13 protein-coding genes are annotated in these 20,651 nt (G+C 66.6%); 3 read left to right on the top strand and 10 right to left on the bottom strand.

Features of this window, described 5'->3' with window-relative positions:
* Positions 1-106: 106 nt before the first annotated feature.
* From ABUA28_RS08265 to ABUA28_RS08245, 5 genes are all read right to left on the bottom strand, one after another.
* The gene (locus tag ABUA28_RS08265) at positions 107-994 is read right to left on the bottom strand and encodes a hypothetical protein (protein ID WP_349903559.1); all 888 of its coding nucleotides are present in this window, start codon (positions 992-994) and stop codon (positions 107-109) included.
* 71 nt (positions 995-1,065) lie between these two features.
* A complete protein-coding gene (locus ABUA28_RS08260; protein ID WP_349903558.1) occupies positions 1,066-4,218 on the bottom strand; it encodes a polysaccharide deacetylase family protein in 3,153 nt (1,050 codons plus the stop codon).
* Between the two features lie 59 nt (positions 4,219-4,277).
* Entirely contained in the window at positions 4,278-6,065 is a 1,788-nt protein-coding gene (glmS, locus tag ABUA28_RS08255; RefSeq protein WP_349903557.1) for a glutamine--fructose-6-phosphate transaminase (isomerizing), read from the bottom strand.
* The gene (locus tag ABUA28_RS08250; RefSeq protein ID WP_349903556.1) at positions 6,062-7,105 is read right to left on the bottom strand and encodes an NAD-dependent epimerase/dehydratase family protein; all 1,044 of its coding nucleotides are present in this window, start codon (positions 7,103-7,105) and stop codon (positions 6,062-6,064) included. Before ABUA28_RS08250 ends, glmS begins: the two co-directional genes overlap by 4 nt.
* 57 nt (positions 7,106-7,162) lie before the next feature.
* Positions 7,163-8,506, bottom strand: coding sequence for a nucleotide sugar dehydrogenase (locus ABUA28_RS08245; RefSeq protein ID WP_349903555.1), 1,344 nt, complete (start codon positions 8,504-8,506; stop codon positions 7,163-7,165).
* A 287-nt stretch (positions 8,507-8,793) separates the two neighbouring features.
* On the opposite strand from ABUA28_RS08245, the gene ABUA28_RS08240 reads away from it, so the two are divergent.
* The gene (locus tag ABUA28_RS08240; protein ID WP_349903554.1) at positions 8,794-10,125 is read left to right on the top strand and encodes a glycosyltransferase family 2 protein; all 1,332 of its coding nucleotides are present in this window, start codon (positions 8,794-8,796) and stop codon (positions 10,123-10,125) included.
* Here the strand turns inward: ABUA28_RS08240 and ABUA28_RS08235 are convergent.
* Positions 10,122-12,839, bottom strand: a complete 2,718-nt coding sequence (locus ABUA28_RS08235; protein ID WP_349903553.1) for a helix-turn-helix transcriptional regulator — start codon at positions 12,837-12,839, stop codon at positions 10,122-10,124. The two genes, ABUA28_RS08240 and ABUA28_RS08235, sit on opposite strands and share 4 nt — an antisense overlap.
* A 223-nt stretch (positions 12,840-13,062) precedes the next feature.
* Here ABUA28_RS08235 and ABUA28_RS08230 point away from each other — a divergent pair, with 223 nt between their 5' ends.
* Positions 13,063-13,773, top strand: a complete 711-nt coding sequence (locus ABUA28_RS08230; protein WP_349903552.1) for a lysophospholipid acyltransferase family protein — start codon at positions 13,063-13,065, stop codon at positions 13,771-13,773.
* 66 nt (positions 13,774-13,839) lie between these two features.
* On the opposite strand, the gene ABUA28_RS08225 is transcribed toward ABUA28_RS08230, so the two are convergent.
* The 3 genes from ABUA28_RS08225 to ABUA28_RS08215 all read right to left on the bottom strand — a co-directional run bounded on the left by ABUA28_RS08225 (position 13,840) and on the right by ABUA28_RS08215 (position 17,540).
* Complete coding sequence (locus ABUA28_RS08225) at positions 13,840-15,294, bottom strand: NCS2 family permease (RefSeq protein WP_349903551.1); 1,455 nt, start codon at positions 15,292-15,294, stop codon at positions 13,840-13,842.
* 73 nt (positions 15,295-15,367) lie between these two features.
* Positions 15,368-17,053, bottom strand: a complete 1,686-nt coding sequence (locus ABUA28_RS08220; RefSeq protein ID WP_349903550.1) for an RNA-binding domain-containing protein — start codon at positions 17,051-17,053, stop codon at positions 15,368-15,370.
* Between the two features lie 145 nt (positions 17,054-17,198).
* The gene (locus tag ABUA28_RS08215; protein WP_349903549.1) at positions 17,199-17,540 is read right to left on the bottom strand and encodes a DUF488 domain-containing protein; all 342 of its coding nucleotides are present in this window, start codon (positions 17,538-17,540) and stop codon (positions 17,199-17,201) included.
* A gap of 157 nt (positions 17,541-17,697) precedes the next feature.
* Between ABUA28_RS08215 and ABUA28_RS08210 the strand changes: the two genes are divergently transcribed.
* On the top strand, positions 17,698-19,785 hold the full coding sequence (locus ABUA28_RS08210; protein WP_349903574.1) for a RecQ family ATP-dependent DNA helicase: 2,088 nt from the start codon (positions 17,698-17,700) through the stop codon (positions 19,783-19,785).
* 43 nt (positions 19,786-19,828) lie between these two features.
* On the opposite strand, the gene ABUA28_RS08205 is transcribed toward ABUA28_RS08210, so the two are convergent.
* Positions 19,829-20,647: a putative protein N(5)-glutamine methyltransferase gene (locus tag ABUA28_RS08205; RefSeq protein ID WP_349903548.1), complete on the bottom strand. Its 819-nt coding sequence runs from the start codon at positions 20,645-20,647 to the stop codon at positions 19,829-19,831.
* Positions 20,648-20,651 lie beyond the last annotated feature (4 nt).

Raw genomic sequence — 20,651 nt, 5'->3', positions numbered from 1 at the left:
TCTGATTGCGTTTCAATGGGCACGTTCGGCGCGAATAGGCACGCTCGATGGGAAAAGAGCGCACGGAGGGCGGGGAGGCGACTGGGGAGAGGAAGAGGATAAGCCCTCAGCGCACGCCGCTCGTGGTCACAATGCGCTTCCATGGGCCGGGCGGAACCTCGGAGGCCTCCACGAACTGCCAACTGACCACGTCGTCCTGGCCGTCCAACTCGGCGAAATGCAGGCATCCGTTGAGCGCGGGAGAGACATCCATCCCCGCCCCGTTGTACCTCTTATTCGCGGGCCTGGTGTTGCCGGTGCCGAACACGTACGCGGCGTCGTGGTATTCGCCGGGGCCGGCATCCTCGATCTGCCCGTAGCAGGTCTGGCCGTTCGCGCTGATGCGCACCCACCGGTTCTTCATCAGGCTGATGTTCTCGTTGGTTCCGGCTCCGCGATACGCGGGATCACCGGCCCAGGGGATCACGCTCTGCCGCATCGCGCGCGCCGTCGAGTCGTTCACATCGTCGAAGGGCAGATCCAGGTAGAACGGATTCTGGCGCGGCGTCATCTGGGTGGGAAAGAATCCGTTGCCCGCCGTGCGCGCCTCCGTCTCGCAGCCGCCCCCGGTCACGACGCCGTCGCATCCGCCGTAGCTGCCGAACCAATCCGAGTCGTAGGTCGAGATCATCTGGCTGCCGTCTGCCGCATTTGGGTCGAAGATCTCGCCGACCCAGAATGTGGTCGACACGATTCCCGTGTGCAGCGGATACTGCCGCGAGGCGGGTGGGGGAGGAGGGGCAGGCGGCGCGATCGGTGTCGCGGACGGGGTGGGTGTCGGCGACGGCGAGGCGCTCGGAGTTGCGGATACCGAAGCAGAGCTCCGAGGCGCACTCGCGACGGTCGGCGCTCTGGTCGGTGTGCCTGCCAGCAACGGAATCACGATGACCGCCGCGACCACGAGAGCCACGACCACGACGCCCGCGACGCCCGCCAGCAGGCGGTGCCGCAGCACCCAAGAACGCCAAACGGTCAGGCGATCGGAGAACCGACCGCCCGACCGCTCGGGCTCCGGGGATGCTTCGCTCAACGGCTGCTCGGCCGCAACCAGAAGCGAAGTCCGATGACCGCTCCGCCCACGATCACCAGGAGGAGGGCGATGATCGGCGCCGGATTGTCGGGTGAGGCCGCCACTGGACTCGGCGCGAACGCGGAGGCGTTGTCCGCTGGCAGCGAGAGCGTCGGCAGCGACAACGCCGTCAGGAATCCTCCGATCGTCGCAGAGGTCTTCGTCACCGTCGCGTAGCCCGGCTTGGTCCCCGTCACTCTCACGGAGATCACTGTGCGATAGTCAGCTGTGACCAGCTTGTGTATCGACGAGGTCGCCCCGACGATCGGGCTGCCGTTGCGCAGCCACTGGTAGCCGAGGGTCACCGTGCCGGGGCCCCAGGTTCCGGGAACCGCGGTCAGCACGCTCCCGATGGTGCGGGTTCCCGTGATCGTCGGCGTTGGGGCAGTGAGGACTCCGAGCGCGATGGTCGAGGTCGCGGCGGAGGTCGTCGTCGCGGTAGTGAATCCGAACTCCGTTCCGGTGACGCGCACCCTCAGGGTCTTGCCAGCGTCGCTCGCGCTCGCCGTGTACTGCACGGAGGTCGCTCCGACGATCGGGCTGCCGTTGCGCAGCCATTGGTAGCCGAGGGTCACCGTGCCGGGGCCCCAGGTTCCGGGAACCGCCGTGAGCGTCGCGCCCACCCGCCGGGTTCCGGTGATCGTCGGAACCTGCGTGGTGAGGGTGCCGCTGGCGATGACGGCGGTGGCTGCCGAGACGGCGGTGCCCGGGGTGTACCCGGCCTGCTGACCGGTGACGCTCACGGTGATCACCGTCCCGAGGTCACCGCCACCGAGGGTGTACGTGGGGTTGATCGCGCGCCCGATGGCCACGCCGTCGCGCAGCCACTGGTAGCTGAACGTCACCGTGCCCGGGCCCCAATTGCCGGTTGCCGCGGTGAGCTGTTGGCCCACTGCCGCGTTGCCGGAGATGGTGGGCACTCCGACAGTCGGGGTTCCGAGCGCGACCTGCCCGGCGGGGAGGGACACCTGGGTCTGCGGCGTGTACCCGAGCAGGCTGCCGCTGACCGCGACCGTGATGACGGCGTTGGCGTCGCTCGGTACGGGCGTGTAGGTGCTCGACATCGCCCCCACGATCGGGTTTCCGTCCTGCAACCACTGGTAGCTGAGCGCGGTGCCCGCCGGTCCCCACGTCCCGGGAACCGCCGTGAGTGTCGATCCAACTTTGAGGTCGCCCGTGATGGTCGGTGCGGGTGCCACGAGGTCGCCCCTGGCGATCGGGAGCGTTGGTGCCGAGGTCGTCGTCGCGGTCGTGTAGCCGAGCTCCGTCCCGGTCACGGCAACGGTCAACGTCCCGCCGCTGTCCGAGCCGACCGGCGTGTAGCTTGCGGATGTCGCCCCAGCGATCGCGATGCCGTTCAACATCCACTGGTAGGCGAAGTCGACCGTGTTCGGACCCCAGCCGCCCGGGTTCGCGGTGGCGGCAACTCCGACCTTGGCTGTTCCCGAGATCGTCGGCACGTCGGTCGTGAGATCGCCTGGCATGATCGTCGCGCTCGCACCGGAGGTCGCCCAGGCCGGGTTGTATCCGGTCTCGGTTCCGATGATCCGCAGGGAGATCAGCTGGCCGGCGTCCGCTCCGACGAGCGTGTAGCTTGCGGATGTCGCCCCAGCGATCGCGACGTTGTTGCGCAGCCACTGGTAGGCGAGCGTCACCGTCCCTGGGCCCCAGGTGCCTGCGCTCGATGCCAGGGTCGCACCGACCTTCGCGATGCCGCTGATGGAGGGTGTGCCCGCGACGATGGTGGGCAGCGGAGCCGGGGTGCCGACGCTGTCATACAACTCGTAGTCGTCGGTGGTGATGGTGCCCACCTGGAACGCGGTGAGTCCGAAGCTCAGACCGTTGTACCCGGCGGGGATGGCGGGAGTGGTCCAGACAGCCTGGGAGAACAGCGGGCTCGCGGCGAGCCACGGGCTGGCTGTCCAGTAGACCCAGCCGCCGGCATCCGTTCTCAGATACACCTCGAACTGGGTGGGACCGGAGGAGGTGTACCAGCCGCGGAGAGAGTATGTATGCCCAGGGGTCACCGTGGGCGCGCAGTCCCCGAGGTCCATCGTCGGAAGGAGCTTGGCGTCTCCGTTGCTGTACGCAGTCATGTTCAGTGTCTCTGCCACGTTCCCGGTGTGCCCGGGGCTGACCGACGAGAAACTGGGCGAGTTGGCACCAAAGCTGCTCGCCGTCCAGCACGACGGAACTCCACCGGTGCCTGCGGTCTCGAGACTCGGGTTGATGATCCCGTTGACGCCGGGGCCGGGGGCCGGAGCCATCGAATTGGTCACGGGGACAACCGGCTTCACGGCACCTCCGATCACCTGGCCCACGGTCTTGACCACGGTGTTGTTGGTCGCGGCACGGCCGGCGAGCCACTGGGTGAACTGGGCGAACAGCGCGGGGCTCACCGAGAGGGAGTCACAGACGTTGTCGCAGATGTGGTGGAAGGTGTACTGCACCCAGCCGCCGCCGTGGTTCTCGGCGTTGATGACGCCGTTCTGCAGATCCGTAAGCGTCCAGGTCGAATCGACCTCGTCGAGCGCCTCGGTGTAGTACGGGTCGTCAGGCGGGAGCGTCGACGCGTAGTCGCATCCGGCGCAGCCGAAACGGGATTGGATATCGCCCAGACCCCTGGCGCTGTTGTAGCCGCAGTTCTCGACCACCTGCTCTGTGGTGGCGTTCACCGACGCGAAGGGGTAGGCGAAGCTCGTCTGTGGGAAGCCCCAACCGGCCAGGGTCGCGCGAGACTGACACACCTGCTGGGTCTGGTCGGTGACAGATTCCGTCGTCAGGTCGGGGTGGTTCACGGTGTGTCCGCCGATCTCGTTGCCGTTCGCATAGAGCGTCGCGAGGTTGGCCCGGGTCAGGTAGCCGGCGGAGTCGATCCACCCCGTCGGTGTGTACAGGGTGCCATGGAGTCCGAGCGCGTTCATGGCGAGCACGGGGGCGAGCTGGTCGGCATTGGCGTCGTCAAAGGTGAGACTGACGATGGTCTGCGGCGTGTCGGCGTCGGCGGCGGACGAGGCCAGCGCCACGCCGGAGAGCGCGAGGAGGAGTGAGGCGGATGCGGCAAGCAGCCGCGTGAGGCGACCGCTCTTGCGGTGTGCTGGTGTGGTCATGTCGGGTACTCAGGTTTCTTGTGGGAGGTGCCGGGGGCGTTCTTGGGCGGGATGTCGGGTCAGTCAACCGTGACCGACTTTGCAAGGTTGCGAGGTTTGTCTGCGTCGAAGCCGAGACTCTGGGCGAGATCGAGGGCGAGAAGCTGCAGGGGAACGACCGCCTCGAGTGGACCGCACGGGGCCAGGGCGGAGAGGGGAATCTCGATCCGGCCGCCCGAACGACCGACGCTGAAGATCCGCCCTCCCCGCGCTCGGGCCTCTGCGAGGTTCCCAAGCAACCGGGGGTCGCCGTTGTCAACGACCACTACCGGTGTTCCCTCTTCGATGAGCGCCAGCGGGCCATGCTTCAATTCGCCGGCCGGGTAGGCCTCGGCCCAGCGGTAGCTCAGTTCCTTCAGTTTCAGTGCGCCTTCTCTGGCGTAGGGCACTCCGCTCCCGCGCCCGAGGAAGATGAAACCGCTCGCGCTGCGCACCTCGGTGACGATGGACGGCAGTGCCTCGTGGGCTGCGGCGCTCGCCGCGGCGAGACGGTCCGGCAGACCGTACAGGTCGTCGACGAGATCCCTCGCCCGCGACCGGCTGATCCGCCCGAATTCGGCCATGGCCGAGATGACAAGTCCGGTGCCGACGAGAACCTGGCAGACGAAAGTCTTGGTCGCTGCCACTCCGACTTCCTCGCCGGCAGAGCATCCGAGCACGACACCGGCGGTACGCGCCAGGGTCGAGTGGATGTTGTTGACGAGGGCGACGACGGAGCCATCGGCTGGCCCCTCCTCAACGGCTCGCAGTACATCCGCCGTCTCGCCCGACTGGCTGATCGCGAGGGTCAGCGTGCCGGGCTCCACGACGGAATCGGCCGCTTCGCTCGCGACGACGAGGGTGAACGGCAGCCCGCCCAACCGACTGAGTGCCATGCCGATCACCTCGCCGGCGTTGAGCGACGTTCCGCAGGCCAGCAGTCGAAGCCGCTCGAACGGGGCGATGCCGAGTTCGCGCCAGAGTGCTCCGTTCGCGATTCGCCTGCCGACGACATCGAGAAGCCTGGCGGTGACCTCCGGCTGCTCGTCGATCTCGCTGACCATGTGATCGCCTCGATCGAGCGGGCGGCTGTCGACGACTCGCGGCGGGCGGTCGATGGCGGCCGGTGCGGCGACGGGCTTTCCCCCGTGGGTCCAGGTGACGCTCTCGGCCACCTCGACGATGTCGCCGTCGCCCACGATCCTGAACTGATCGACCCAGTCGGCGATCGCGCTGATGTCGCTCGCGAGAAACACCCCGTCGCTGGATTCCGCGAGCAGGAGAGGAGAACGATGGGCCGCGGCCACCATCGCGCCGGTCTGCGCGTCGAGTACGACGAATGCCCACGAGCCCGTGAGCGATCGCAGCGCGCGCGTGACTGCCGCAAGCAGCTCGGTCGTCTCGCCCAGCGCGTCTTCGATCAGGTGGCACAGGATCTCACTGTCGACGTCCGACGCAAAGCTGTGGCCCGCGCGAATCAACTCCGCGGTGAGCTGCTCGGCGTTGCCCAGGATGCCGTTGTGCACGACGCTCAACCGGCGATTGCAGTCCTGGTGTGGGTGCGCGTTCGAGACGCACACCCCGCCGTGGGTCGCCCAACGGGTGTGGCCGACGCCGATGCCGCCGAGCGCGGGACCTTCCCAGGCTGCAGCGAGCGCGGGAAGTGCGCTCACGCGGCTGGTCGTCCTGAACACCGCAGTGCTGCCGTCCGAGACGGACACGGCGATTCCCGCGGAGTCATAGCCTCGATACTCGAGTCGTTCCAGTCCGCTCACCAGGTACGGGGTCGCATCCGTCGTGACCCGGCAGGCGATGATGCCGCACATCATGCCACCGCGGGGATATGACTCGGCGCGGGCGCCGTGGTGCCAGCGGGAGAGCGCACCGGAGAGGCCATTGCCTCGTTGGCGTTGCTTCCCGGCACGGCCGCGACTGCGCGAATGATGTCGTCGAGCGACGTCGTCGGGTCGAAGCCGACGAGTTCCCTCGCGAGACGGATGTCCGGCACGCGTCGGCGCATGTCCTCGTAGCCATCGACGTAGGCGAGCTCGTACGGCACGAAGCTGATCGCGCTCCTGCTGCCCAGCACGTCGATCACGCGCTGGGCGAGGCCGAGAATCGTGATCTCGTTTGTGGTGCCGAGGTTGACGGCTCGACCATAGGCCGCCGGGGTCTCGGCGAGCGCGATCATGCCGGGGACGACATCCCCCACATAGGCGAAGCAACGCGACTGCCGACCGTCGCCGAAGACCGTGAGCGGTTCACCACGCAGCGCCTGGCCGACCAGGTTGGGAACGACCATCCCGTACCTGCCGGTCTGGCGCGGGCCAACCGTGTTGAACGGGCGCACGATGACGACGTCCAGGCCGTACTCGCTTCGGTAGGCGAGGCCGAATGCCTCGTCGATGCTCTTGGCCGCGGCGTAGGTCCAGCGGGACTTGCTTGCCGAGCCGAGCACGCGATCCGCATCCTCGCTCAGGCCCGGAGTGACGTTCTTGCCATAGATCTCTCCGGTGGAGACGAGCAGCAGGGTCGCATCCGCGGCGAGCGCCGCGTTCAACACATTCTCTGTTCCGTGGATGTTCGTGCGCAGGCTTCTGAGCGGGTCCTCCACGATGACCTTCACTCCGACCGCGGCCGCGAGGTGGAACACGCGATCCGCTCCGTCGATCACGCGCATCACGAGCGGTTTGTCGAGGATCGACCCCTTGATGATGTGCAGTCGTGGGTCGTGCGCGATCGTGAGCAGATTGCCGAGCGATCCGGTCGAGAGGTCGTCGAAGACGACGACGTCGTCCCCGCGGCGGAGGAGTTCCTCTGCGAGATGGCCGCCGATGAAGCCGGCACCTCCGGTGATGACAGTTCTCATGATGTCTCCTGTGTTCGGGTTGGAGAAGGGTGTGGGACGACGGCGACGGACGTCGGGTCAGAGCAGCAGGCGCTGCGGCAGATCGACCCTGCGATAGGTCGCGTCGAGCACGATGGGTTCGGCCGCGAGCCAAGAGGTATCTGAGGAGAGGTGGTCGGTGTGCAACAGCACCAGATCCGCCGCGAAGCCGATCGGGTCGAGCGTTGCTGCCACCTCCTCGCCATCGTGCAGCGGCACGGAGTCGAAGAGCGGGTCATAGAAGCCGACGGTGGCACCGTGGCCGCGCAGCAGGCTCATGATCTCGAGCGCCGGCGACTCGCGCAGGTCGGCGACATCCGGTTTGTAGGCGACACCCACCACGAGCACGCGTGCACCGAGCATCGGCGTGCTGTGGTCAGCGAGGATCTCGCGGATGCGCTCGACCACTCGGCGGGGGCGACTGCCGATCTCCGCCATCGCCTGCTCGATCACCGGCAGGCTGATATGGTCTCGCCGCAGCTGCCAGAGCAGGTAGTGCGGGTCGCACGGGATGCAGTGGCCGCCGACGCCGGGACCGGGGAAGAACGGCATGAAGCCGTACGGCTTCGTCGCGGCGGCGGTGATGACATCGAGAACGGGCAGTCCCAGCGCGCTGCAGGCCTCGGCGAACTCATTGGCGAGAGCGATGTTCACGGCGCGGAAGGTGTTCTCGAGCAGCTTGGTCATCTCGGCGGCTTCGAGCGAACCGACCGTGTGCACGGAGTGCGCGTAGCGGCGCAGGAGGTCCTCGGCCGCGCGCTGGCAGCGGCCGGTGGCACCGCCGACGACGCGCGGCACCTCCTCGTGGGTGAAGCCCTCATTGCCGGGGTCGATTCGTTCCGGGCTGAAGGCGACCAGCACATCCTCGCCAACCGCGAATCCACGCTTCTCGAGAGGGCGCACGAGCATGTCGCGGGTGCAGCCGGCGTACGTGGTGGAGGTGAGGACGAGGAGCTGACCGGGTGTTGCGGCATCCACGACCATGGCACACGCGCTCGCCAGGATCGCGAGATCCGGCGTCGAGTACTGATCGATGGGCGTCGGAACGCAGACGATGACGGCGGCGGCGCTGCCCAACAGGGCCGGATCACCGCTGATGACGAAATCGTCGCGGACGGCGGCGGAACGCAATCGAGCCCGGTCCGACTCCAGGAGATCTGCCTTGCCGGCGAGGATCGTGGCGCGCCGGTGCTCGCTGAGGTCGAGGCCCAGCACCCGCGCTCCGGTCGCGTGTAACGCGAGCGCGGTGGGGAGGCCGACATAGCCGAGGCCGACGATGGCGACGTCGAAGTCGAATCGCGGCCCCGAGGTGGGAGCGTCTTCGCGGGAGAAGACATCGGGTTCTGTCGTTGCGGTGGGGGCGGCCGCAAAATCAATGGACATGTCCATCCTGTCTGCAGATATTCGGGTAGGTGCTGCTGGCCCCATCGGGTGTGCTTCCACGGCGGGGGTGACTGCCGGGACGCTGGGGCCGGTGCTAATTCGACCGTTTGGATCGCATCGTGAGCAAGGCTTCGAGAACGATGTGCGGCATCACGCAGATATCGCGCAGCGGTGTGCGGTTAACCACGGCTTGACGCTGTTCCCCGGTCGAGGGCACGGTGTTACGGTCGGATCACCGACAGGCGCTGATCCCGACTATCGCCTGCCGAACCCGTTCGGAGTCCCGTATGCTCGCGTTCGTCCTTGTGCTGGTTCTGGTGCTGGGCATCAACACGCTCGTCTGGGGATGCACGGGCCTCAGCCGGGCGTTGCTTCGCCTGTCGCGTGGGCGGCGGGCGTCGGCAGCCGATCCACTGCTCTCGGTGGACGACGTGGCCGTGCTCATCGCGGCGCACAACGAAGAGCTGGTCATCGCGCACACGATCGACTCGGCGCTGTCTGTCGGCGTTCCGAGTTCGCACGTCTTCGTCGCATCCGACGGATCGAGTGACGCCACCGCGCGGCTCGCTCGCTCGCTGGGCGCGCAGGTGCTCGAGCTGAATCCGAATCGTGGCAAGGCCGGCGCGCTCTCGGCTGCGATCGAGCACTTCAGGCTGGCCGACGACTTCGAGGTCGTGATGCTGCTGGACGCAGACACCCGTCTCGCGTCCGACTACATGGCGACCGGCCTGCCGTTGTTCGACGGGGATGACGTGGTCGCGGTCGCGGGGCGAGCGGCGACGATCACCGAGCCGCCGGCTCCGACCAGGATGGGCCGGTTCCTCGTCGCGTACCGCGAGCGCTTCTATGTCGTCGTGCAATACGTGCTCAAGTACGGGCAGGCGGCACGGCGGGCGAACGTGGTGTCGATCGTGCCCGGCTTCGCGAGTATGTATCGCACGCGCATCCTCTCGAGCATCGATATCAGCGCGCCCGGACTCGCCATCGAGGACTTCAACATGACCTTCGAGGTGCATGCCAAGAAGCTCGGGCGTATCGCCTTTCACCCTGCCGCGGCCATTGCATACACGCAGGATCCGGACAGCTATCGCGACTACACGAAACAGCTCCGTCGGTGGTCGCTGGGCTTCTGGCAGACCGTGCGCAGGCACGGATTCCATTTCCGCAGGTTCTGGGGTGCGCTCGCCCTGTTCATCGTCGAGCTTCTGAGCAGCAGCGCCATGCTCCTGCTCACCATTCCTCTCCTGCTCGTCTCGATCGGCGCATCCGTTGCTGAGAACGTCGGGATTGCCCTTGGCGGACTCGCGGGCGACTTGCCGCATCTGCTGCCGCCATTCGCCGTGGTGCTGGGCGTACTCGTGCCGGACTACGCACTGACCGTGCTCGTGGTGATCGTCACGCGCAGGCCGCGCTACCTGCTGTTGGGTCTCGGTTTTCCGCTCATGCGCATCGTGGACGCGGCCATCTGCCTTCGCACCCTCCCTGAGGCGTACTTCCCGAAACTCGCCGGACGCAGCAACGGCACGTGGAAGAGCCCGGAGCGCCGCATCATCGCCACGGAGGCGCCGCTCATGAGTGCGCATGCAGGCAGGCACACCCGTGTCGACGGGGAGACCTAGAGGTGCTCTTCTGTGTGGTCGTGGCCACCCTCGGGCGCGTCGAGCCAGGACAGCGCACCGATCATCTCCGCGCGGGATCTCACGCCGAGCGCATGGTAGATCCTGGTCAGGCGCACCTCGACGGTGCGTTGCGAGAGGAACAGCTCGGCCGCGATCTCCTTGTTGCGCAACCCGCGACAGGCGAGCGTGGCGACGAGACGCTCCTCCGGGGTGAGTGAAGAGAGCAGCGGATGCGTCGGGGCGTCCTGCCCCTCCCGTCTGCGCAGGGCATCCGCCCTGGCAGCCCACGACGCCGCGCCGTGCTGGGTGAAGAGGATGCGCGCGGCAAGGTACTGCTCCCTGCCGTCTCTTGCCCGTCCGAGGCTCGTGAGTCTGTCGCCGTAGCTCATCAGCATCCTGCCGAGCTCGAACCGCGAGTCCCCGGGCTTCCACAGTTCGATCGCCCGCTCGAATGCGCTGAGCGACGGCTCTCCGATCGAGGCGAGTGCCGCGGCGCGCGCGTCAGCGAGCACCGTCCACCGCGTGCGATGCAGCGCGACCCGCAGGTGGAACTCCTGGAACCTCTCTGCGGCTTCGACCTCGCGTCCGGACAACACGCACGCCTCGATCAGGTCGACCCAGTAGCTGAGCAGCGCGGGGATGCTGAGCGAACCACCGTAGACGGTCGCGCTTCGAAGCAAAGCAACGGCATCGTCCAGCCGCCCCCGCGCGAGAGCAAAGCCGCCCCGGTAGCACTCGAGGCGTGCGGTCAGCGCGAGGTTGTCATCCGAGGTGAAACTGTGATGGCATTCGGCGATTGCGGCGTCCGCGGCAGCGCGGTTGTCCACAGCCTGCCAGTACCAGGCCATGAGCAACCGACGGATGTTTCGGTGCAGCGGTGATGTCGAGTTCGTGATGTTCAGCAGGTCGATGACCGAGAGCGCCTCCAACTGGTTGCCCGCAAGGATCTCGTTCTCGGCGAGGGCGTATCTCGTGGTGTCTCGCCAGATCGGATCGAGGGAGTTCTCCAGTTCGAGAATCGCCTTGAACACCCGCCGCGCCCTGGTGTGCTCCTGCAGGAGGGTCAGACTCTGCCCGAGCACGATGAGGTGCTGTGGACGCTGCGACCCGGGACCGTGGTGCGCGAGCTCGTCGTAGAGGGCGTTGGCGGGGCCGGCATCTCCCGTCAGCGCCGAGATCATCAGCTCGGCCCGGGCGATGGTGGTGGCCAGGGCCGGACTCGCTGTCGGGGCAGCGGCACGCGCGCGCTCGAGTGAGGACCTGGCGGCATCGAGCTCCCAGAGTTCCGCGTGACGGATGGCGGTGACGGCCAGATTCTGAGCCGTGTCGGCCGTTGGATGCTCGCCGTCGGAGGGCGGGACATCCCCGTCTGTCGTGGGTGGCAGCCGCTGGGTCGACATGAACTCGATCCTGGTGCGCAGCTCTGTGAGGGCGGAGGAGGTGCCACCCGTTCCCGCCTCGCCCCTGGCGATTCGGGCATAGCGCTCCGCGTGATTCAGCTCGCCGCGCAGGAACAGGGACTCGACGTAATCGATGAGGCCGTCGACCCTGCCGAACGCGTTTCGGTCGACGGTGAGCGCGTGTTCGGCGAACTCGATTCCCTGTGCAACGTAACCCAGGCCGGTAAACCGTGTCGCGGCTCGCAGCAGCTCGTCCGCCGTCGCGCCGCCAGGCGAGATTCTGCTTCGGTGCCACGCGGCGAGCTCCGGGTCGTGTGGTTCTTCCGAAGCCGCCGCCATGGCGTGGTAGTCGGCGCGGCTGGTGGCGTCCAGTGACCAGTACACGCGGGCGCGGACCAACGGGTCACGGATCCTGATGTAGCGTCCCTGGCGGAGCACGCTGCCGTCGCCCAGGAGACCTTCGAGTGTTCCCGCCGTGCTCCCCTGCTGGGACGCGATGGCGTCGTAGCTGCTCAGCCGTGCACAGGAGAGCCGAGCGAGTAGGGCGCGCCGCTGCGCGGCGAGCGGATTCATTCGGATCGGCTGCGTGGGGCTCGGGTCGGGTCGTGGACGGAAGGGCAGCGTGATCGCTTCGTTGCCGGCGAGCTCTGTGCTGCTGAGTGCGGCGAGGTTGTGCAGCAGCGCTCCCGGATTACCGCTCGACGCGCTGCTGACCATGCGCAGGATCGCCTCGTCCGCGCTCGGTCCGGCGAGACTCGACAGCAGGCGCAGCGACTCGTTGAAGTTGAGCGGGGAGAGTCCCATGTGGGCGAGAGATGCGAGCGGGCCGTCCTGCGGAATGGCGGATGCCGCGCCGATCACACGCAGCCGGCTCCCGTCGAGCCTGGAGAGCACCATCGAGATCACCCGCTGGCTTGCCGGATCCATGAGGTCGATGTCATCGACGAGCAGTACTTCGAACTCCGTGTCCCTTCGGTGGAAGAACTCCAGGAGTTCGGATGCCTGGGCCTCGGGCCGAGCGTGGCCGGCCGAGGGAGAGAGCAGCTTTTCCGACAGCGCGATCGCCTCTGGGGAGTGGAACGCTGCGACGATCGTCGAGAGACCGGAGAATCGCAGCCTGGATTCTTTCGGGTTTATCCGCACCCTGTGAACGCGCCAGGGGGCATCCGCGGCGATTGCCTCGAGCAGCCTCGTCTTCCCCGACCCATAGCTGGCGGCGATCAGCAACGCGCTCTCTTGCGCGTTCTCGAAAAACGCAGAGACGCGCCGGAGTTCTGTGCTTCTCTCGGGGAAAAGCGCGCCTGATTCTTTCATCGGCAACACTGCAATTCGGGACAGTTCGGTGCACGAAATGACCCCCGTTCGGGGGATAGACGTGACACTACGTCTCTTTTGCGGCGCCGTATAACCCCCCGTTCGGGGGGCGCATACTCGGTTACAGTCCGGGCACGAGCGCTATCGCTCCACAGCGCCTCCTCGGGCAACCCCGGCACAACATATTCCGTGGGTGGCATGGCGGCGTGTCTAGGCTGTATGGGTGCTGAAGGCTGTCTCTCGATTGTTGCTGGCTCCAGTGGCGAGGCTGATCTGGCGCCCTCGCATCCTCGGTCGACGCAACGTGCCGAAGTCTGGCGCCGTGCTCCTCGCGAGCAACCATCTCTCGTTCATCGACAGTGTCGTCATTACGCTGGTAGCTCCTCGTTCCGTGTCGTTCCTTGCGAAGGCGGAATACTTCACCGGCCGCGGATTCCGCGGATGGGTCTCGCGGTCGTTCTTCACGAGCATTGGTGCGATCCCCGTCGTGCGCGGGGCGGGCAGCGCCGCCCAGGACGCCCTCGACAGCGGCCTCCACGTGTTGCAGCACGGGGGAGCGTTCGCGATCTACCCCGAGGGCACTCGCTCGCTTGACGGCAGGCTCTACCGCGGTCGCACCGGCGTCGCCTGGCTCGCGCTCACCTCGGGTGCCGTGGTCGTTCCTGTGGCGCTGACGGGAACCCAGGAGTTGCAACCGGTCGGCTCACGGCTGCCCCGCATCCGCCCGATCACGGTCGAGTTCGGTGCTCCGCTCGATCTGAGCTCGCACGGTTCGGCCGACTCCGGGCGTGCGCGCCGTAGGGCGACCGACGAGATCATGGCCGCGATCGGGCGGATGAGCGGCCAGGAGTTCGCCGACAGCTACAACGAGCCGCCCGCGCCGAGCTTCGCGGAACGCGTGCGCCGCGCCTTCGGCCGCAACCGCATCCGCTGACCTCCCGGCTCCCGTCCATGCACGACGAAGGCGGAGCGCAGAGGGAGGGCGCGGGGTAGGAGGGGGTCAGTGCTCGATGAGGAGCTCGATCGGCCCACGGGCGAAGTAGATGAGGAACCCGGCTGCAACGACCCAGAGCAGCCAGGAGATGCCCTTTGCCTTTCCGGAGAGGGAGCGCAGCACGACCCAGGCGATGAATCCCGCGCCGATGCCGTTCGAGATCGAGTAGGTCAGCGGCATGATCACGACGGTGAGGAAGACCGGGAGCGAGACCGAGAAGTCCGACCACTGGATCTCTTTGATCTGCGCCATCATCATCGCGCCGACGATCACGAGGATCGCACCAGCGACCTCGCTCGGAACGATCGTGGTGAGCGGACTCAGGAATGTCGCGAGCAGGAACAGCACACCGGTGATGAGGTTCGCGAAGCCGGTTCGCGCTCCCTCACCGATGCCCGCGCCGGACTCGATGAAGACGGTGTTCGACGAGCCAGAGGTGAATCCACCGGCGACGGCGCCGATGCCCTCCACGATCAGGGCCGACTTGAGCCTCGGGAAGTTGCCCTTCTCATCCGACAGCCCGGCCTCCTTGGAGAGACCTGTCATGGTGCCCATGGCGTCGAAGAAGTTCGTGAAGACGAGCGTGAACACGAGCATGAGGGCGGCGAGGATACCGATGCGCTCGAAGCTGCCGAAGCTCACCTGGCCGATGAGGCTGAAGTCGGGAACGCTGACGACCTGGCTCGGCAGAGTGGGCACCTGCAGGCTCCAGCCGCCGGGGTTCTTGGCGCCGCCGGCGCCGAGGTGTGCGAAGGCCTCGATGATCATGGCGACGAAGGTGCTCGCGACGATTCCGATGAGGAGCGCGCCCTTGACCTTGCGGGCCACGAGGATGCCCGTGAGCAGCAGCGTGAAGGCGAAGACCACGACGGGGATGGTTCCCACCGAGCCCCCGACGCCCAGGCCGACCGGCGGCGAATTGAAGCCCGTGGACGTGACGAAGCCCGCATCCACGAGCCCGATGAACGCGATGAACAGGCCGATGCCGACGGTGATCGCGATTTTCAACTGGAGGGGTACCGCATCGAAGATGAGCACCCGCAGGTTGGTCGCGGAGAGGATCACGATGATCACACCGTTGATGAGCACGAGGCCCATCGCCTCGGGCCAGGTGAGATCGCCGACGACGCTCGCGGCCAGGAAGGAGTTGATGCCGAGGCCCGCGGCGAAGGCGAACGGCAGGCGCGAGACGAGTCCGAACAGGATCGTCATCACACCGGCGGTGAGCGCGGTGACCGCGGCGACCTGGGTGAAGCCGAGCGAGTGGTGCAGCACGTCCTTGCTGCCGCTCAGGATGATCGGGTTGAGGATGACGATGTACGCCATCGCCACGAAGGTGACGAGTCCGCCTCGCACCTCGCGGGAGAACGTCGACCCCCGCTTGGTGATCTCGAAGAACGAGTCGACTCGCTTTCGGAAGGTGGGCTCGGGAGCGGATTTCGTCGTCTCAGTCGTGGTCACGCGATTACTTTATCGGCGGAAACGCTTCGCGGGCTACGAAAGGCTGTCATGTGCCGCGAAACTGGCGAGCTATCTAGTTTGACCCCTCCGTGTAGTACGCACTACGACGATCGCCGACCATGATGAGGAGCTTCTTGTCGCGCATGCCTCGAAGCAGTGTTTTCGCGTCTTCAGAAGAAATAGAACAAAGTTCGGCAGCCTCGCGGCGCGTGATACGGCCGTGTGATCGCACATAGGAGATCACCATCTGTTCCTGCTGCATTTCGTCGAACGACAGTACGTGCACGTAACCAGACTTGGTGGAGAGAGTGCGATAGGCAGCCGCGCTGAGGGCGTAACGTCGGCCCCTGCCGTTACCTCGCATCTCCACGATGCCACTTTCAACGAGTCGGGTGAGAATGCTTCGGGTAGCTATCTCGGACGCTTGAGTGAGTCTCGCGAGTTCGCCAACCGTGAGCCTCGGGTCGTCGAGCAATGCATGGACGATCTGAAGCTCACCGAGTGAAAAATGTCGGCCACTACGCTCATCGTGTTCAACCACGAACTTGACGATTGCGAGATCTGACTGGCCAGTTGGGAGTGAAACGACGACTTGGGTTGCGTCAGTCCGTGAGAAATCCGGTGCAGTCCTTCCCGAGCGCAGAGTCCATTCAAATACTCGATTGATGCCGCGGCCCGTGCGCTCGACCAGCCCAGCCCGAAAGAAGGCCTCTGAGAGGATCCGGCTGCGTGGTCGTGAGGTGGTGAGGAAATTGTCGAGCGTCACGCCGCGCGGAAACCCACCGGGGTTCGAAATGGTGAGTTCCGCGTCACGGAGTTGTACAGAAACTGGGCCGAGCATTGTGTAATCGCGATGTACGAGCGCGTTAGCTATCAACTCGCGGGCGGCGACGGGAGGGATTCGTGGGACAGCCACTCGTGTAAGGCCTATCTCGATCTCCTCCTCGTCGTTGTATCGCTGGAGTTGTTCGAAAAGGTTCTCAGCGGACTTCAGCAGTGGATCGTGGGCGAAGATGTTCTGCTTCACGGCCGTGTCCTCGACGACCTGGAATGCAGTCTCGTGAGTGGGCAGGAAGCGATGAATGCTCTCAGGCTTGCCGAACAGGAGCAAGGCCCCGCGACGAATGGTTGCTGCGTCCTCGCGACCCTCGATGACACTGAGCGCTCGACCCAGCTCGAAATCGCTCAGTGTCGCGAACGCCGTGTTCCCACCGGAGCTTAGAGTGACGAGGCGCCGCATCCTGTCGAACTCACGTGGATCCAGGTCTTCAAGGGTTGCGAGTGGTTCTGCGATAGCGGCATAGTCGATCTCCCCGCGTTCGATTCGGTCAGCCAGCATCTCGTGGGCGGGGAACGGCATGCACTCAGGGTGGCCGTCAGGGCGCAATCCTCGTCGTACATAGAGCCCGCGAGCTGTTCCGGTGACAGTCGCGCTGGGAGGGATCGTGACTGCAATGACCGAACGCCCGTCGATGTCAACGACAGCTACCTCGGTGACGACCGGCGGTACGGTTTTGTTCGCGATCATTGCTTGCAACCGCATGGGGTTCGTGCTTTCCCCGTGGCGGTGCTTGACGCCAGTGATTTGGCCGTTGTCTTCTATGCCCACAAGGAGGGTGCCGCCGCCGCCGTTACTGAGGCATACGACCGCTTCGGCGAACTTGTCGTCGCTGAACTGGTCGTGCCCGTGTTCGGACTTGAACTCAACCGTCAGCGACTCACCCGCTGAGGCGAGTTCGCGAATATCATCTGGGCCCATCTCTAAAGTGTTCCATAATTTTTGGACTTGAATTGCAGTTCGCCAGAAATTTCCAAAAACTCCAATCCAAACTCTAATCCTGGGGCTATCGACTAACGCAACGTCCGAGGATGAGGAACGAGACGTATCGACCGTCAGCCGTAAGTCAGCTCAAGTACTTCCGCAGTACAACGGCCTGGTTGTGCTCCTCGTCCTTGGCCGAGTACACGAGCGTGACGGTCGGGTGTGAGGTGATGACCTCACGCAGTTCCTTCGCCGCGGGGTTGTCGTCGAGCTCGGCGCGATACCTCGTGGCGAACTCCTCGAACTTCTCCGGGTCGTGCCCGAACCAGGTGCGCAGCTCGTTGCTCGGCCCGACCTCCTTGAGCCAGAGATCGACGGCAGCAGCTTCTTTGGCGACCCCGCGCGGCCAGAGTCGGTCCACCAGCACCCGATAGCCGTCGGCGGATTCCGGATGCTCGTACACGCGTTTGATGTTCACGGTCATGCTTCCATCGTTGCACTGCTGGCTGGGGGCGGCGTGGCTTCTCCCCAACAGCTCTGATCCGTGCAGGTCGCGCCCCGTGTGCAGGCGCGGTGTCAGGGCGGGCTGACATGCTGGCCTGGTGAGCGAAACCGAGGCAGTCGAGAACAGGGGAGGTTCTGTGAGCGCGAGCCGGACATCCGCCCTGCGGATCCTGCACACCCTCGTGGGCTCGGAGACGGCCGAATTCCACGACGGCCAATACGAGGCGATCGAGACGCTCGTCGATCACCGTCGCAGGGCTCTCGTGGTGCAGCGCACCGGATGGGGCAAGTCGGCGGTCTACTTCGTCGCCACCCTGCTGCTGCGGGCCAGGGGCGCAGGCCCCACCATTCTCGTGTCACCCCTGTTGGCGCTCATGCGTGACCAGATCTCGGCCGCTGCCCGTGCGGGTGTGCGTGCTGTCGCGATCAATTCCACCAACGCGCACGAGTGGGATGACGTGCTCGGGCAGCTGCAGCGCTACGAGGTCGACGTGCTGCTGGTCTCGCCCGAGCGACTCAACAACCCCTCCTTCCGCGAGGAGCAGCTGCCCCAGCTCGTGCGGCGTGCGGGCATGCTCGTGGTCGATGAGGCGCACTGCATCTCCGACTGGGGCCACGATTTTCGCCCAGACTACCGCCGCCTGCGCGAGCTCATCGCGAGCCTTCCCGAGAGCGTGCCGGTGCTCGCCACCACGGCTACGGCCAACAGCAGGGTGGTGCAGGATGTCGCGGAACAACTGGCGGGAGGCGGCGAGGTCGTGACGATCCGCGGCCCGCTCGCACGGGCATCCCTGCGCCTCGGAGTGCTGCGCCTGCCCGATGCTCGCGCCCGTCTCGGCTGGCTGTTGAGCCACCTGGCCGAACTGCCGGGCAGCGGCATCATCTACACGCTCACCGTCGCGGCGGCAGAAGACACCGCGCGCCTGCTGCGCGAGGCGGGGCACGAGGTACGGGCCTACACCGGGCAGACCGACCCAGCGGAGCGGGAGGAGTCCGAGGCCCGTCTCAAGAGCAACCGCGTGAAGGCGCTCGTGGCCACGAGCGCCCTCGGCATGGGCTTCGACAAGCCCGATCTCGGCTTCGTGCTGCACCTGGGTGCACCCTCCTCGCCCGTCGCGTACTACCAACAGGTGGGCAGGGCCGGGCGCGCGACGGACAACGCAGACGTGCTGCTGCTGCCCGGGTCGGAAGACGAGGCGATCTGGAAATACTTCGCCACGGCATCCATGCCCGACCAGGCGAGGGCCGAGGCGGTGATCGCCGCTCTCGGTGACGAGCCACTGTCCACTCCCGCGCTCGAGACCCGGGTCGACCTGCGCCGCACGCCGCTCGAGCTGCTGCTCAAAGTGCTCGACGTCGACGGCGCCGTGAAACGGGTGAGGGGCGGCTGGGTCGCCACGGGGCGGCCGTGGGTCTACGACGCGGAGCGCTACGAGCGCATTGCCGAGGCGAGGGCGCGTGAGCAGCGCAGCATGATCGATTACGAAACGACCACTGGATGCCGCATGGAGTACCTGCAGCGTGCACTCGATGACGAGACCGCGGCCCCGTGTGGGCGCTGCGACAATTGCGCGGGCGTCTGGTTCCCCACGGACGTCGGCGAGGCCGCTGCGTCCTCCGCGGGCAGCTCACTCGACCGGGTAGGCGTCGTGCTGGAGCCCCGCGCCCAGTGGCCCACCGGTGCCTCGCGCCTGGGCGTGCCGGTGAAGGGGCGGATCGCCGAGACCGAACGGATGCTCGAGGGTCGCGCGCTCGCCCGCCTCACCGACCTGGGGTGGGGCGGCACGCTGCGCTCGCTGCTCGAGGGATCCGCAGCCTCGCAGGACGCACCGGCATCCGCGGCACTCGTGGCCGCCTGCGTGCGCGTGCTCGGCGAGTGGTCGTGGGATGAGCGCCCCGCCGCGGTCATGAGCGTGCCGTCACGGCGGCATCCCCAGCTCATCGACTCGGTAGCTCGGGGGCTCGCAGAGGCGGGGAGGCTGCCAGACCTGGGTCCGCTCGCCCTGGCAAACGGTGGTCCCACGGGCGAGCCGGGCGGCAACAGCGCGTGGCGGCTGTCAGGCGTGTGGGAGAGATTCTCTGTCGATGTCGAGCTGCCGGATGGCCCGATACTGCTCGTCGACGACCTGGTCGACAGCAGGTGGACATTCACCGTCGCGGCACGCGCCCTCCGCCTCGCCGGTGCCACCGCGGTACTCCCCTTCGCGCTCGCCCTCCGCGGCTGAGATGCCGGTCGAGTAGCGAAGAACGAGCACGGTCGTGGGCGGCCTACTCGACCAGCAGACTACGCATGCCCACGATCACCGTGGCGTCCTCGTCCTCTGAGCGCATGATACTCGCGTGCAGGCCACCGGCCGCCACGATTCTCGCGGCCGCAGGGGCCTGGCGTGCACTGGCCTCCACGAAGAGATGTCCGCCCGGCGCGAGCCAGGCACGGGCATCCGCGGCCACCCTCCGCAGCACGTCGAGCCCGTCCGCACCCCCGTCGAGCGTCACGCGAGGCTCGTAGTCTCGCGCCTCCGGTGGCAGCAGTGCGATCTCCTCGCTCGGAACGTAAGGCACGTTCGCGAGCAGGACATCCACGCGCCCCAGGAGCGAGCGCGGCAACGGCTCGAACAGGTCGCCCTCGTAGACGCTCCCTCCGAGCGAAGAGACGTTGCGCCGCGCGCACTCGACAGCCGGATGCTCGACATCCGTGGCATAGAGCGTCACCGGAGTGCGGGGATACGCCCCATTCACGGCCGTAGCCACCGCGACTCCCAGAGCCCCGGCACCGCAGCACAGGTCAACCACAACGCCACCGGCACCGCAGAGCTCAATCGCCCTGTCCACGAGGAACTCCGTGCGCCTGCGTGGCACAAAGACGCCTTTCTCGAGGTGAACTCGCAGGCCGTGGAACTCCGCCCAGCCGACGATCACCTCAAGCGGCTCCCCCTCGACACGTCTCTGCACCATCTCTTCCAGTTCCGCGGACGTGTGTGCCTCCGTACAGAGCAGCCGGGCCTCTTCCTCGGCGTAGACACATCCCGCGGCGCGGAGCCGCAGAACCACTCGCGGCTCTCGCTCTCGAAGCTGAGACTCAGTCATGGGG

Origin of the sequence: Parafrigoribacterium humi, from assembly GCF_040227205.1 — a bacterium.
Taxonomy (GTDB): domain Bacteria; phylum Actinomycetota; class Actinomycetes; order Actinomycetales; family Microbacteriaceae; genus Parafrigoribacterium_A; species Parafrigoribacterium_A humi.
The sequence above is the reverse complement of the archived record's forward strand: the minus strand, read 5'-3'. Positions and strand labels throughout refer to the sequence as shown.